Source organism: Reyranella sp. (genome assembly GCF_965229815.1).
Lineage (GTDB): Bacteria > Pseudomonadota > Alphaproteobacteria > Reyranellales > Reyranellaceae > Reyranella.
Map to the genome: position 1 here is coordinate 165,956 of NZ_CBDDJN010000008.1, position 14,601 is coordinate 180,556.

The window sequence follows — 14,601 nt, forward strand, 5'->3', positions numbered from 1 at the left end:
CCGAGACGGGTCTCCACGTTGGTGGAACCGCTGTCCTGCCGTCCCGGGCCGAGGCGGTGACCTCCGGCCTCGGTTCCGCCATCATCATGCACCGATCACGAATCCATGGAGTGCCATCGGCTGGTCGATCGGCTGAGGCCGGTCGTTGGCGTGCGAAGCGCCCGGATCGGCGTGGCTTCCCGGCCCATCGTCAAGCCGTGAGCAACGGAGCCCTGCAGGATGCTTGAGTAGCGATCGAACGAAGTGGGTTGGCGATGCGCTATCTGATTACGGGAACTGCCGGATTCGTCGGGTTTCATCTTGCCAGACGGCTTCTTCGAGACGGCCACAGCGTGCTCGGCGTCGACGGCATGACCCCCTACTACGACGTCAAGCTGAAGGAAAACCGTCACGCGGAGCTGGGAAAGTTCGGGTCGGCCTTTCGTCCGCACGTCTGCCTGCTGGAGGATGCCGGCGGACTGTCATCCGCCGCGCGGGAGTTCAAGCCCGAGGTCGTGGTCCATCTGGCGGCCCAGGCGGGCGTGCGCTACAGCCTCGAGCATCCGCGCGCCTATATCGATTCGAATGTCGTCGGCACGTTCAACGTGATCGAGATCTGTCGCGAGCTTCGACCGCGCCACCTCGTCATCGCCTCGACGAGCTCGGTGTACGGGGCCAGCACAGACTTCCCGCTCGCCGAGACGGCGCGTGCCGACCACCCGCTGACGATCTACTCGGCATCGAAGAAGGCCGCGGAAGCCATCGCCCATTGCTACGCTCATCTGTGGGACATCCCCACGACGGTGTTCCGCTTCTTCAGCGCTTACGGTCCCTGGGGACGTCCGGACATGGCGTTGTTCAAGTTCGTGGAGAACATGCTCGCTGGGCGTCCCATCGACGTCTACAACCGCGGCGAGATGGAACGTGACTTCACGTACATCGACGATCTCGTGGAATCGATCGTCCGGCTCTGCGACAAGCCCCCCGTGCGCGGCGAAGCACGCCGGGTGGCCACGGACTCGACTAGCCCCGTCGGTCCCTACCGCATCGTCAACATCGGCGGCGGCAAGCCGGTGAGCCTGCTGGCATTCATCGAGGAGATCGAGAAGGCGCTCGGACGCAAGGCCGAGCGGAACTACATGGGCATGCAGACGGGCGACGTCGTTCGCACGGAGGCGTCGACGGAATTCCTGGAAGCCTTGATCGGCTTTCGGCCGGCCACGCCGGTTTCCGTCGGCGTGGGGGAATTCGTGCGCTGGTACCGCGAGTACTACCGGGCGTAGGAGAGCCCGCAGCATGGCACCCGAACGCGGCAGGCCGTCGATGTTCGCTCTCCCACTGTCCAATCTGCTGGCATCGCAGCGATGGCGTCGCGCCGGGATGCGCGAGGTGTTCCGCGCCGATGTCGCTGACGATCCGATCCGCGCTTCGGTGGAGCGCGGGATGGCAGCGGGAAGGGGCGATGCTCGGCCTCCTCCTGCCGTTCGAGAGCATGCACGTTCCATCCGGCGCCGTGCGCTCGCATCGAGCGACCGAACGGCGACGATCCGTGAGCTGCTCGACCTGATCCGCGACTATCCGGGCATCGAGGAGTTTCAGGGCATTGTCGCGCAGCTGCTGACGGAAGAGGGCGACGAGCACGCGCTGGGTGCCTGTCTTGGTGTGAGCACCCGATTCCCGGCATCGACGGCGGCCTTCGACAGGCTCATCAAGCGGATGCGGCAGGACAGGGGGGCCGGTGCGGCCCGTGAGATCCTGCGCGCTCGCTTTCCGCGGCTGCCGGCGCAGTTCGACCACCTGCTCGCCTATGCCGAAGCCTGCGAGGCGGTCGGCGATGTCGACCAGGCCATGGAGGCCTTCGCCCGCCTGTCGGGGATCTTCGCGAAGCGCCGGGACTCCTGGCTTCTGGCGTCGGCGTGGCTGGAAGAGGAGTTCGGCGCTCACCGTGCCGCCGTCATCCTGCTTCGCCGTCTGGCGGCCGGGGCAGGGCTTGGACCGCCGTTGATCGGTGAGGACAAGCACGTCCATTCCGTCACCAGTGCGATCAGTCGCGACGAGCCGCTACCCGGCGGAGATCGATCGACTGCCTCGGTCAAGGTGCTGGCGGCGCTGTTCGAGCGGATCCTGGCGGAGCGCACGGAAACGGCGCTTGCCCCGACGGGCCGGGCTGGTCCGGTCGTGTTGCTGACCGGATCGCTCGGGGCAGGCGGTGCCGAACGCCAGCTGGTGGCGACCGCGATCGGGTTGAACGGCATCGGCAGGGAGCAGAGAACGCTCGCCGACGGTGTGACCCTGGATCGGGTCCAGGTGGTAGCGAGGGCGCTGGACGATCGGGAAGACGGCGCGTTCTATCTCGCCGAGCTCGAGCAAGCCGGCATTCCCGTGGAGTCCTATCGCGAATGGCCGGATTTCGCCGGCGATCTCGCGACTTCCGCCGTACGCCCCGCCCTTCGGGCCCTCGGGTTCCTTCCGTGGTCCACCGCCGAGGCGGTCATCAAGCTGACCGACCGGCTACGGGCCATGAAACCGCAGATGGTCCACATCTGGCAGGATGGGCTGGTCTATGCGACCGGCCTCGCCGCCCTGCTCGCCGGCGTGCCGAGAATCGTGCTGAGCGGCCGGTCGACGCCACCTCCTGACCGGCGCGAGCGGTATCTCGTGGAATACGACATCATCTACAAGTCGTTGCTGCGCGCCCCCGGGGTGAAGCTGTCGGTCAATTCGACCTATGCCGCCTCGCGCTACAGTCGGTGGCTCGGCATCGACCCCCGGGAGATCCTCGTGGTTCCGAACGGTGTGGCGCCCCTGGCCACCGAAGGCGATGCCGCGTCCGAAGACGCCTTCCGCACGTTCACGGACAGGACATCACCCAGCTCGCTGACACTCGGCGGGGTGATGCGTCTGGACGAGGTCAAGCGACCCCTGCTGTGGATCGAGGCAGCCGCTGCCGTGGCGGCCCGGATTCCCGACGCGCGCTTCATCCTGGTCGGCGGCGGACCGTTCCGGAAGCGGGTGGAGAAGCGGGCAGAGGCTCTTGGCATCGCCAGCCGATGCCTTTTCGTGGGTCGGTCCGCCTTCGTCGGATACTGGCTGCCGAAGATGGACATTCTGATGCTCCTTTCGGAGCATGAAGGTCTTCCGAACGTGCTGATCGAGGCCCAGCTCATGGGCGTGCCTGTCGTGACGACCGCTGCGGGTGGCGCTCCGGAAGCGCTGGTGCACGGCAGAACAGGCATCGTTGCCCCCCTGCATCCGTCTCCTGCAGACGTGGCAGGTCTGATCGCGGACCTCGTGGCCCAGCCGGATCGTCTCCGGGAAATGGCGCTGGAGGCAAGGCGCTGGACGATGGGCGCGTTTGCCCTGTCGCACATGCTGTCGAAGACCCTCGAGGCGTACAAGGCTGCGGGGCTCGCGCGCGGCGTGCGCCCGACGTTCGACGAAGGCCGGCCCGAAGACGCCACACGGGGGAGGCCATGACAAACTGCCATGGGAAGCACCGTCGGGCGGCGCTGTCGCATTGCGGCCCACATGCATTCGACTATCATGTCGAGCGAAGGCGCGATGCTGCCGCGAACGTTTGCCGGTGGCGGAACCGAAGGGCGCGGAACATTGCTGCTTCGTGAAGAAGTGACGGTTGCATGGCACAAGGGTAGCGCCGCAATCAGGGCGCACGTTCGCATCGTTGCGGCGCTCATTCGGCGAGAGATGAAGGCGCACTTCGGCGCATCGCGAATTGGCTATCTGTGGGCCCTGATCGAACCCGCCCTCCATCTTGCCCTGTACCTCGTGTTCTTCACCCTCATCTTCAAGCGGCATACGCCTATCGGCACCAGCATCGCCTTGTTCATGCTGAGTGGCATCGTGCCCTATTTTCTCTACAGCAAGCTCGCGACGTATGTGAGCGCCTCCATCGGCTCCAACAGAAATCTGCTGACGTTGCCGCCCGTGAAGCCGCTGGATGTCGTGGTTGCTCGAGTGGTGCTCGAGGCGGCGACCTACATGTTCGTGGGCGGCCTGATGTTCTTCGGCCTCTATCTGTCGGGCGTCCCCGAGGCGATACCGCATGATCTTTTGCGAGTCATGGAAGCGTGCGCCCTGGCGATCGCCTTGGGACTTGGAATCGGCATGATAAACATCGTCATCGTGAGCTACTTCCACAACTGGATGACCATCTTTGGAATGGCGTCCTTTCCCTTGTGGGTTTTTTCCGGGATCTGGTACCTGCCGGAGCAGATCCCCGAGCCGTATCGCGACTACATGCTGTACAATCCCATTCTGCATGTCGTCCTGATGTTCAGGACGGGATTCTACTGGAACTACAACGCTGCGTTTCTGGATACTTCATACGTTGTCACGGTAAGCCTTCTCCTGATCGCCACGGGCCTGGCCTTCATGCAAGTCGCCCGTCGCAAAGTGCTGGAGCCTGTGTGATCGTTTTCGAGGACGTTTCCCTGAGCTATCCGACCAAGTTCGGCCGGAAGGTGGTGCTCGACAATCTCAATGTGACGTTCGATACGCGCCGCAACATCGGCGTCCTGGGTCTCAACGGCGCGGGCAAGTCGACACTGATGCGCCTGATCGGCGGAAGTGAATTGCCGGACCGCGGAAGGATCAGCCGTCACGACGTGAGCGTGTCGTTTCCGCTCGGCTACACCGGATGCTTCGCTGGAAACATGAGCGGGCGGGAAAATGCGGCGTTCCTGGCGAGGGTGTACGGGTACGACGTCGCCGAAGTCGTCGATTTCGTGGAAGCGTTCGCGGAGCTGGGCGAATACTTCGACGAGCCGGTCAGGACCTACTCCAGCGGCATGAATTCGCGGCTGGGCTTCGGCGCGAGCATGGCGTTGAAGTTCGATGTGTACCTCATCGACGAAGGGTTCAGCGCCGGCGATGCGCGCTTTCAGGCTCGCTGCCAGGAGACGTTCAACAGCCGCCTCAAGCACAGCCGCATGATCGTCGTGTCTCATTCTCCCGAGACCTTGCTCACCTACTGCGACGTCGGCGCGACGCTGCACGACGGGAAATTGACATGCTACGACAGCATCAAGGAAGCGGTGGCATGCTACAATGAGATCGTGAAAGACCCGGCCAACAGCCTGAAGGGTGTTGCCTAAGATGCCGATCGAACCCGCGCGCGACGAGACCGGGGATGAAGTTTCCGCCGCCCCGGAGGTCATCCGGCAGAAGACGATTCAGGTGCTGGGCGAGCGCATCAAGTTGCTGGGCGTCGATCGGTCCGGCGCATACGAGCACTACAATCTGCAGCTCGCGAGCGGGTTTCCCATTCCGGTGGGTGAGCGCGCGATCTTGGACCTGGTGAGGACTCGCTATTCGTTCCTGAGGTCTTATCACGAGATCGGGTCGGGCCTGGGTACGCTGCCCCTGATGCTCGCGCACGATGGTTTCGCCTCGGTCGGCATCGAACGCGATGAGCGCAGGCACCTGACGGCCACGGCCATCCTGCGCGAACTCAGCGCCGACCTGCCCCATATCGAGAGCAATTGCCGGCTGCTCGGCGCTCCTTTCCCGGACGCGGTGAACGACCTCGATGTTTCGCACTCGATGGCGATCCTGACGGACTTCGTTGCATCGCAGACAAGCGTGGAGTATGTCCGCCTGTGCCGGGGCCTGGCGCAGTACCGGTATGTCCTGCTGGATCTTCAGCGATTCTGCACCAAGCGCAACACTCCCCTCGAACGCGAGAAGCTGGTCGAGGAGTTCCGTTCGTACGGCCTCTTGCCAACTTCGGAGATCATCGATCTCGAGGCGCAGGGATTTTACCAGCTCTTCGAATGCAGTCCCCCTGCCGATCGGCATTATGTGCCGACGGAAATCGCCGAAGCCCCGACAAGCGAAGGCAGCATGGAGAAGCCGGTCGCGGCGGAGAGGGCTTTGGTGGAGCAACGCGCTCCCGAGCTGCCCTCGACCCCGGCCCGCACCGCCCTTCAGACGCGGCCGACGGGCGAGTTGACCGTCCATGACGGCGAGCTCGACCCGCCGCGCGTCTCCACCATGTTCCTTCCGCGGATGCCGCGTCAGGCGAAGCGCCGGCGCTTTGGCGGGTTGCTCGGGCTCTCGGCTCTCATCGTGATCGGGATACCGGCCCTGCTGGCGGTCATCTACTATGGTTATGTCGCGTCCAACCAGTATGTCACGTCGTTTCAGTTCGCGGTCCGGGGACCTTCCCAGGCCATGACCGGACGGTCGGGGGCAGCGATGATGGGGGCGACCGCCATGTCGCCCGATTCCTTCGTCGTCACCGACTACCTGAACAGCGCCCAGGCGATCACCGACGTCGAGCGGGACGTCAATCTTCAGGCGATGTTTTCACGGCCGTGGATCGACTTCGGGTCGCGACTGCCGGCCGATCCTAGCGCGGAAGAACTGAAGGCCTACTGGGCGAAGATGGTGTCGGCCCAGTTCGACCTGATCTCGGGGAACATCACCGTATCGGTGCGGGCGTTCACGCCGCAGGATTCTCTGAATCTGGCAAAGACCCTGGTCACGACGTCGGACGAGATGTTCCGCCGGCTGAACGCCAAGGCCCAGCAGGACTTCGTTCGGATCGCCGATGAAAGCGTTGCCCGGGCCCAGGAACAACTCGCGACGGCGCGGGAAGCCTTGCGCGAATTCCGGCAACAGAGCGGACTGGTCAATCCCGACCAGACGGCGCAGGCAGGCGCTGCCATCATCGACGACCAGCGCAAGGAACTCGCCGGCCTGCAGACCCAATATGCCGCCATCAAGTCGGCGACGCCGAACTCGCCGCTGCTGAAGGGCCTGCAATCGAAAATGGTCGCGCTCGAGGCGCAGATCAAGAAGGACGATCCTCTCGGGTCGTCGACCGTGAAGGCCGTGAGCGCAGAAGCCCTGGCTCGGCATCAGTCGCTCGAGCTCGATCGCCTGTCGGCCGAGAAGCAGTACACGGAAGCGCTGGCGCTTCGCACCCAGGCCTACCTGACGGCCCAGAACCAGCAGTCGTACCTCGCGCTGTTCGTGGCGCCGACCCTGCCCCAGAAGTCGGTCTATCCCGACCGGACGCGGGCCATCGCCGCGGTGGTCCTTGCCGCCGCCTTGGCGTGGTTCGTCGGCGTCATGATCACCTATGCCCTCCGCGACCATCTGATGTAGGCAGGGCGGCGCTCAGCGGGCATTCAGGTCCCATCGGCGACGCGCATGTCGGCGGCGCCGGAGCGAGAGGGAAAGCCTCCCGCGGCGAACTCGGCGAACGGATCGTCGTCGCCGCTCACCGGCCGGCTGCCGTCCGAGTCGATCCAGGTCCTGAACCACGTTTCGAGCATCAGCAGCGCCCATAGCCGCGTGCCGTGCTCCTGGCGCTGCGTCCGGTGCTCGGCCAGCATCTGCTGCACGAACTCCCGGCGCACGAGGCGGCGGTCGGCGAAGCGCGGACTCTGCAGGACCGCCTCGGTCGCCTCGCGCAGCTCCTCGCGCATCATCTTGGCGACGGGCACGCGGAAGCCGACCTTGGGGCGGTACATGCATTCACGCGGCACGAAGGGCTCGAGCGCCGACTTCAGCAGGGCCTTTCCTTCGTTGTCCCAGACCTTGCGGTCGCCGGGAATGCGCGAGACCCATTCGACGAGGGTGTGGTTGAGGAACGGGGCGCGGGTTTCCAGGCCATGCGCCATGGCCGCCACGTCGACCTTGGTGAGGAGATCGCACGGCAGATAGGTTGCAAGGTCGATTCGCCCGGCCTGCTCCTCCGGTGTCAGCCCGTCGACGACGCACTCGGCCAGGCTGTCATAGGCGCAGCGATCGAGGCAGGGCAGGAGCGCGAGATCGTAGCCGGCGAGTTTCTGCCGCTCGCGGAACGTCTCCATCAGGTAGCCGTAGGCGTCGCCGGCGGCACGCCGATGGGCATCCAGGCCGCTCGGCGCATAGAGGTCCGGCAACTGCCGGCCTCCGGCGTTCCGGGACATGGTCGCGCCGAAGCGGAAATAGCGCTGGTAGCCGAGCAGGGTCTCGTCGGCGCCGTCGCCGGTCAGCGCTACGGTCACCGCCTGCCGGGTTTCGCGCGACAAGGCGTAGGTCACCAGCGCGGAAGAGTCTGCGAACGGTTCGTCGTAGTGCCAGGCGAGATCGCGCACGCTGCCCACGATCTCCTTGCCGTAGGTGAAGACGTGATGGTTGGTGCCGTAGCGCTCCGCGACCATCGTGGCGTAGCGGGTCTCATCGTAGTCGCCGAAACCGAATCCGGACGAGAAGGTCTCGATGGGACCCTGGTGGGTCGGTGCCATCATCGCCACCACGGCGCTCGAATCGACGCCGCCGGACAGGAAGGCGCCCAGGGGCACGTCCGCCACCCGGCACAGGGTCACGGCTGCCCGGATGCGGTCGATCAACTCGCGTTTCAGATCGGCGACGCTGCCCTGCACCGGTTTCTCGCCGGCAGGCGGGAGCTGCCAGTATCGCTCCAGCACGGGCGGCTTGCCGCGCTCGCAGATCATCAGATGGGCCGGTGGCAGCCGCCGGATCCCGGCGAAGGCCGTTTCCGAGCCGATGACGTAGCTGAAGGTGAGGAACTCGTGCAGGGCCTGCGGATTGGGCCGGCGCGGCACGCCGGGCCAGGTCAGGAGCGCCTTTATCTCCGATCCGAAGAGGATGGCGTCCGGCCGTTCCATGTAGTGCAGCGGCTTCTCGCCGAAGCGGTCGCGGGCAGCGACCAGGCGCCGGGTGCGGGAATCCCAAATGACGATGGCGAACATGCCGACCAGCCGGGAGAAGAGGCCGGTGTCCCATTGGCGGAAGCCGTTGACGATGACCTCGGTGTCGCCGGTGCTGCGGAAGCGATGGCCGGCGGCGATCAGCTCGTCGCGCAGTTCCCTGAAATTGTAGATGGCGCCGTTGAAGACGACATGAACCGTGCCGCCATCGTCGTGCATCGGCTGGTCGGCCGCCGCCGAGGTGTCGATGATGGCGAGACGCCTGTGCGCCAGCATCACGTCCTGGTCGATCCAGACGCCTTCGCCGTCGGGACCGCGATGTCGCAGGGAGGTTGCCATGGCGAGGCCGCGACGGCGCAGCTCGCGCTCCGGCACCGCGCCGGCGTGTGTCAGCAGGGCCGCAGCCAGTCCGCACATCCGATCTATTTCTCCAGCACGATATAGTAGCGCATGCGGCTGGTCGTCGTTTCGACGATCCGGCACTTCAGCTGACGGGGAAGATCCTGGACGACCCGCGGTCCGATGTAGATCGGTTCGCCGGGACGCACCGCCGCCTGGACATCCGTGCCATAGCGTTGAGCCGTGAAGAAGAGGCGCCCGCCGGGACGGAGCGCGGTCAGCAGCTTGCGCAGGGCGTCCAGCGGCCGCTCGACATGCTCGAAGGCCTCGCAGAAGGCGATGAAGTCGACGCTGTCGGCGTCGACGACGGAAAGCAGGTCGTCATTGTCGATGTCGAAGACATGCGCCTCGAAGCCCTGCTCGCGCATGTGGGCGACATACTTCTCGGCCAGCTCGAGACCGACCAGGCGCTGCCACCGGTGCGTCTTGCGTCGCCGCGCCACCTCGAGATACTGCCCGACACCGCATGCGGCATCGACCATCACGGTCGCGTCGGCCGGGATCCAGCGGGCGAAGCGCTCGTACGCGTCCTCGTAGCCCTTCCACTCGGAGGCTGTCCGCATCTTGCGGATGTAGTGGTCGGTCGCTCGATAGCCGCTCTTCTGCTGACTGGGCACCGGATTGAGGAAGATGGTCTCGCAGTCGTTGCAGATATCGAAACCGTACAGGATGCCGGGCACCTGCAGAGTGGGAATCTGGTCGAAATAGCCGCCGAACACCTGGATGGGTTCCGGCAGGGTGGTGGCCGGCATGCGCCACAGGGGCTCGACATGCGCCGAGTGGCAGACGGGGCATTGCGTGAGCTGTTGATCCCCCGCCATCCGGAAGAGCCGGTCTCGACGGCTGGGCGAGCCGAGGCGACGGCCGGGAGCCTGCGGCTGGCTCGCGGTGCGCGACTCGGCCGGCGCCGTGACGACATTGTGGCGTCCGATACGCCGGCTTCGAAAGCGCCAATAGTCGTAGGGATCGTCGGCGTAGAGCCGTTCGACCGGTCTGAAGCTGGTCGTTCGCAGGGTCTCGAAGAGCTCGTCGCGTTCAGGCTGGCTGTCGCGGCTTTTGCCGAAGCGGGCCAGATCGAGGATGAGCTCGTCACAGGCGGCCGCGGCGTCGGTGATCGCCGACTCGTTCTCGGCGCTGTAGGAGCTCGTGATGTTGGTCGCGATGCAGAGGTTGATCTTGTCCGCGGCGAGCATGTCGTCGAGGAAGGCGAGCGGAAAAAGCCCCTCGGGCGCGAGCAGCAAGCGATCCTGCAGGACAGGGAAGCGCCCGACCTGGTCGTCGAAATGCCACTGGCAGGCGGCATGGCGCCGGGCATTGCCCTCGAAACCCAGCACGTCGAAGCCGAGGCGCGCCATCAGGATGGCAAATCCGCCCCATCCCGTGCCGATCTCCACGATCCGGGTGGCCGTCGCGGGATAGCGCTCGACGATCGCTGCGGCCAGCGCGATCTCGTAGGCTTCGAGCGCCCGCCCGCCCGCAAGCTTGGCGAGATAGAGCTCGTCCGGCGGGAAGCGGGCGCCGTCACCGTCGATCCAGGATCGGTGGAGCGCCGTGAGTTCGGCCGCCATCTCGTAGGACGTGGTCGGGGGCAGTTCCGGCACCATCGGCTCCGCGACCGCGGCGACTGTCTTGGCGGAAGGCGTTGCCGCCGTCGCAACGGTACGCATGCCCGATCCACCGTCCAGTTGAGCGAGGCTGCTGACCACCTCGTTGACGGTCTGGAAGCGCAGGTCGATCCCGGCGCGGTCGCAGACTCGCGCCAGGGCGTCGAATATGGCGGCGATCTCGGGACGGCCGTGCGGAATTCCCGGGCCTGGTTCCGGGAAGTGGTAGTCCGCCCTCATCGAGTGGGCGTGCGTCTTGATGAAGAGCGTCTCTCCCAGGACAACGGACTTTGCGAGCCACGTCGCCACGACCCGTTCCGCATCGTTCAGGAAGTCCCGGTTCGCGCCCGAATGGTAGTCCAGCGAGGAATGAACGGCCTTGATCGGGGAGTTCCAGATGAAGAATCGATCGGGCCGCATGACCCCGCTGCCGGGCGCGACCGGTCGAGGATCCGACCGATCGTCGTCGTAGGCGCGGGCAAGGTCGATCGGCCGGCAGGTGAAAGGCGCTTCCAGCTTCGGATCGCAATAGCCGCGTCCCGCCGGGAAGGAGAAATCGCCGTACCCTCCGTGGCGCGCGAGCAAGGCCATCTCGCCGGTCACGTGGCAGATGAGCGGATCGGATGCGTTCAGCGCCCAGTTGCCGTGAATGAATGCCCACCGCTCGAAGGGTTGGCCGGTCTCGCGCGCGATGGCCTCCTTGCACAGCCGGATGTGCAGGTCCAGGCGACGGGCATCCATGTCGTCCGTGCTCGAAGCGTTCACCCAGCGCGAGACCGGGTGGTCGAAGCGGGAATCGTTTCGCGTCCAGAACTCGTGATGGACATGCAGGTGGATTTCGTGGCCGTCCGCCAGCAACGGGCGGATCGCCCGTGCGGCCAGTCTCTCTTGCTCCGACGACCGTGCGAAGAAGACCACCTGGTCGTTTTCCACACAGTGGTCGCCGCGCGGTAGGGGGCCCTCGCCCTTGAGCCGATAGGGGACGAAGACGTTGTAGAAGAGACTGAGCCGCCGCGTATACCGCGACGACCGCGCCGCTGCGGCCATGCGATCGACCGCCCGAGCGCTTTGCTCGTCGATGCTGCTCGACCACGGCTCGAAATGATCGGCGTGGAAATAGCACACCGACGTGCAGCCTCGCTTCTTCAGGATGTCAGCCAGGGCATCGATCGTCATGGGGCGATTCCGTAGACTTCGAGGGTCCGCCGCACCATGGCCTCCATGCCGAAGCGCCCGCGCACGAAGGACGGCGCCTGCTCGCGGGCCCGGCTCATCCAGCCGGGCTCGGTCAGGCAGCGATCGACGTGCCCGGCCAGGGCCTCGGCGAGCCTTTGGGGCTCGGCGCTGCGCACAGCCCAGCCCGTGACGCCGTCCGCGATGGTCTCGGCAACGCCGCCGACGTCGGGCGCGACCACCGGCACGCCTAGCGACTGCGCCTCCAGCAGGACGTTCGGAAGACCTTCATGCCGCGACGTCAGCAGGACCACATCCATGGCCTTGTAGCAGGAGCCGATCTCGTCCCGCCGCCCCGGCAGATGCAGGCGGTCGGCGATGCCGAGACGAGCCGCATGGTCCTGCATGTCCGCCCGCATCGGCCCATCGCCATAGACGATGAAATGCGCCCTTGGCTGCAGCCGTTGAATGGAGGCTGCGGTCTCGACCCACAGGAGCGGCCTTTTCTCCTCGCTCATGCGAAAGGCGCTGCCGATGACCGGCGCGTCGCCGGCGATGCCCAGGCTTGCGCGCACGGTGCGCTGGCGCTGCGGATCGACGCTGCGGGCGAGCTGGTCGAAGTCGATGCCGTTGTAGACGACCTCGATCGCGGCAGGGTCGATGCCCAGCCAGTCGGCATAGTCGGCCGCGCCGGCCCGGCTGTTGTTGCACAGGACCACGGCGGGATGGCCGAGCACGGCCCTGTAGCCTTCCTGCATGAAGCGCTTGAGGCGGCGGCGCGGGTTGTCCGGACGGACGCTGCGGGTGCCGAGGACGATTCGCGGGACGCCGGCCAGCAGCGCGGCGACCACAACCGTCAGGTTCGTGGCGTCCTGCCAGGCATGGACCACCTGGGGCCGGCGCCGGCGAAACTCCCTCATCCAGAAGGCGATCAAGCCGGCCATGTCCGGCGGAAACGACCGGATCAGGTGCGCATGGGGCGCGAACTCCGGCAGAACCAGGCACGATTCGAGCGCGTTGTCCGGCGGCGTCACCACCGCCACCGACTTCTCGGTCAGCAGCGGCAGGAAGAAGTCGCGCTGCGTCCGCCGGGACAGCGAGATGCAGAACAGGCCGAGGTCGAGCGGTGGCGTCGAGTCGCTGAGGCCGCGCAACAGGTTCACGACCTGGCGCTCGGCGCCGCCGGGCGCCAGGGACGATGTGACCGAGATGATGCGGCGCGGCAGCGGTTCGTAGGGCGCAATGGCCGTGTCGGCGAGCGTGCGCACCAGGTCGAACAGGCGCTCGGGGACGAGGATGCCGCCGGCCCGCGGGGGGGCTGCGGCCAGGTCGACATGGTCGACGCCCACCAGGTTGAGGGCATGCACCGTATCGACCAGCTGCTTGGCCACCGCCACGTCGGACGGCTTCAGCTCCCGGGCGGCCAGAAGGTGGTGGAACGCGCCGTCGATGATGCCCTGGCGGAAGTAGTGCTGGCCGAGCCGGGCATGATGCGCGGCCACTTCGGGTTCGGCGGCGATCGCCCGCTCGAAGTAGTCGACGGCGCGATCGTGGAACTGTGCCGCCTGCGCAGCGAGGCCGAGCTTCACCCAGGTCGCGGCGACCGGCGGCAAGGCGGCCTCGGCGGCGTCCAGGGCGGCCAGCGCCTCCGCATCACGCTCGGCACTCGCCAGCATGAAGACCAGCTCGTACCACGCGTCGGCGTTGCCCGGCGTGAGGCTGCAGACCATGCTCCACGCGCGGACGGCTTCCTGGGTGCGGCCCAGTTGCCGCAGCAGGCGGCCGCTGTAGAGCAGCGCATTGGCATTGGTCGGCTCGAGGGCCAGGACCTTGCCATAGGAGGCGAGCGCCTCATCGATGCGATCGAGCGCCTGCTGGCTGCGGCCGAGGCCGACAAGGACATCGGGGCGTCCGGGATTGAGCCTGTGCAGGGTCTCGAACGTCGCCGCGGCGACGCTCCATCGGGCCTGGGCAAACGTCAGCCGGGCGAGGCCCATGAGGGCGGCCGTATCCAGCGGCGCGCGGGCGAGCGCCGCGCGGTACTCGGCCTCCGCTTCGGCGAAACGGCGAGCCCGTTCCAGCAACGTCGCCCGTTGGACCAATGCATGAGGAGCGCGCTCGTCGCCTTCGGCGACGACGCGCCAGAGGTCGAGCGCCTGCTCGAGCCGGCTTGCGTCGAGCGACAGCAGCCGGGCCAAACGAAGCAGAGCGTCGCGATCCTGCGGGTTCTCCTGGAGGATGGTCCGATAGGCCCGTTCCGCCCGCTCCCAGTCGCTGGCTTTCTCGTGTTCCCGGGCCAGTGCGAGGGCCGTGCGGGGGATGGCCACGAGATCGGCCGCGTCCTGGCGACCGAGCTCGGCGATGGCCTCCGCCGCCTTCTCGTGCCCGGGGTCGATCCGCAGGACCTCGACATACTGGTCGACGGCTGCCTCGATCTTGCCGCTGCGATGGAGCGCGCGGGCGAGCTGAAAGACCGGGCCGACGCGTTGGGGCGACAGGTCGACCATGCGCCGCCAGACGACGACCGCTTCCTCGAACCGCCGCTCGCGCAGCAGCAGCCGACCGAGGCCGATCAGGGCTGACGGACGCCGCGGCTGCCGCGACAGCAGCCGGCGATAAATCCGCTCGGCAGCGCCGGGACGCCCGGCCCGCTCATGGCGCTCGGCCAGGAGGACCGGCCATTCCCGCGGATCTAGGACGACGCGAAGGCCCATTCAGCACGCAAATGGTGGCACGTTCCGGGGTGAGTAGGCACCCCCATC

Annotated in this window: 8 protein-coding genes; 5 read left to right on the forward strand and 3 right to left on the reverse strand. The window is 66.5% G+C overall.

Annotated elements, in window-relative coordinates; genetic code table 11:
* Positions 1-254 precede the first annotated feature (254 nt).
* The 5 genes from ACO073_RS28395 to ACO073_RS28415 are packed head-to-tail and all read left to right on the forward strand — an operon-like array spanning position 255 to position 7,110.
* Positions 255-1,262, forward strand: coding sequence for an NAD-dependent epimerase/dehydratase family protein (locus ACO073_RS28395; RefSeq protein ID WP_422002532.1), 1,008 nt, complete (start codon positions 255-257; stop codon positions 1,260-1,262).
* A gap of 13 nt (positions 1,263-1,275) precedes the next feature.
* On the forward strand, positions 1,276-3,456 hold the full coding sequence (locus ACO073_RS28400) for a glycosyltransferase (RefSeq protein ID WP_422002533.1): 2,181 nt from the start codon (positions 1,276-1,278) through the stop codon (positions 3,454-3,456).
* Positions 3,457-3,465: 9 nt separating this feature from the next.
* The gene (locus ACO073_RS28405) at positions 3,466-4,410 is read left to right on the forward strand and encodes an ABC transporter permease (protein ID WP_422002535.1); all 945 of its coding nucleotides are present in this window, start codon (positions 3,466-3,468) and stop codon (positions 4,408-4,410) included.
* Positions 4,407-5,093 (forward strand): ABC transporter ATP-binding protein, encoded by a 687-nt coding sequence (locus ACO073_RS28410; protein ID WP_422002536.1) that lies wholly within the window; start codon positions 4,407-4,409, stop codon positions 5,091-5,093. The genes ACO073_RS28405 and ACO073_RS28410 overlap by 4 nt, the downstream gene beginning before the upstream one ends.
* 1 nt (position 5,094) lies before the next feature.
* Positions 5,095-7,110 (forward strand): hypothetical protein, encoded by a 2,016-nt coding sequence (locus ACO073_RS28415; protein WP_422002538.1) that lies wholly within the window; start codon positions 5,095-5,097, stop codon positions 7,108-7,110.
* 23 nt (positions 7,111-7,133) lie between these two features.
* Here the strand turns inward: ACO073_RS28415 and asnB are convergent, their stop codons facing one another.
* The 3 genes from asnB to ACO073_RS28430 are packed head-to-tail and all read right to left on the reverse strand — an operon-like array spanning position 7,134 to position 14,553.
* Positions 7,134-9,080: an asparagine synthase (glutamine-hydrolyzing) gene (asnB, locus tag ACO073_RS28420; protein ID WP_422002540.1), complete on the reverse strand. Its 1,947-nt coding sequence runs from the start codon at positions 9,078-9,080 to the stop codon at positions 7,134-7,136.
* A 5-nt stretch (positions 9,081-9,085) separates the two neighbouring features.
* Positions 9,086-11,842, reverse strand: coding sequence for a methyltransferase domain-containing protein (locus ACO073_RS28425; protein WP_422002541.1), 2,757 nt, complete (start codon positions 11,840-11,842; stop codon positions 9,086-9,088).
* Positions 11,839-14,553, reverse strand: a complete 2,715-nt coding sequence (locus ACO073_RS28430) for a tetratricopeptide repeat protein (protein ID WP_422002543.1) — start codon at positions 14,551-14,553, stop codon at positions 11,839-11,841. The genes ACO073_RS28425 and ACO073_RS28430 overlap by 4 nt, the downstream gene beginning before the upstream one ends.
* Positions 14,554-14,601: the final 48 nt, after the last annotated feature.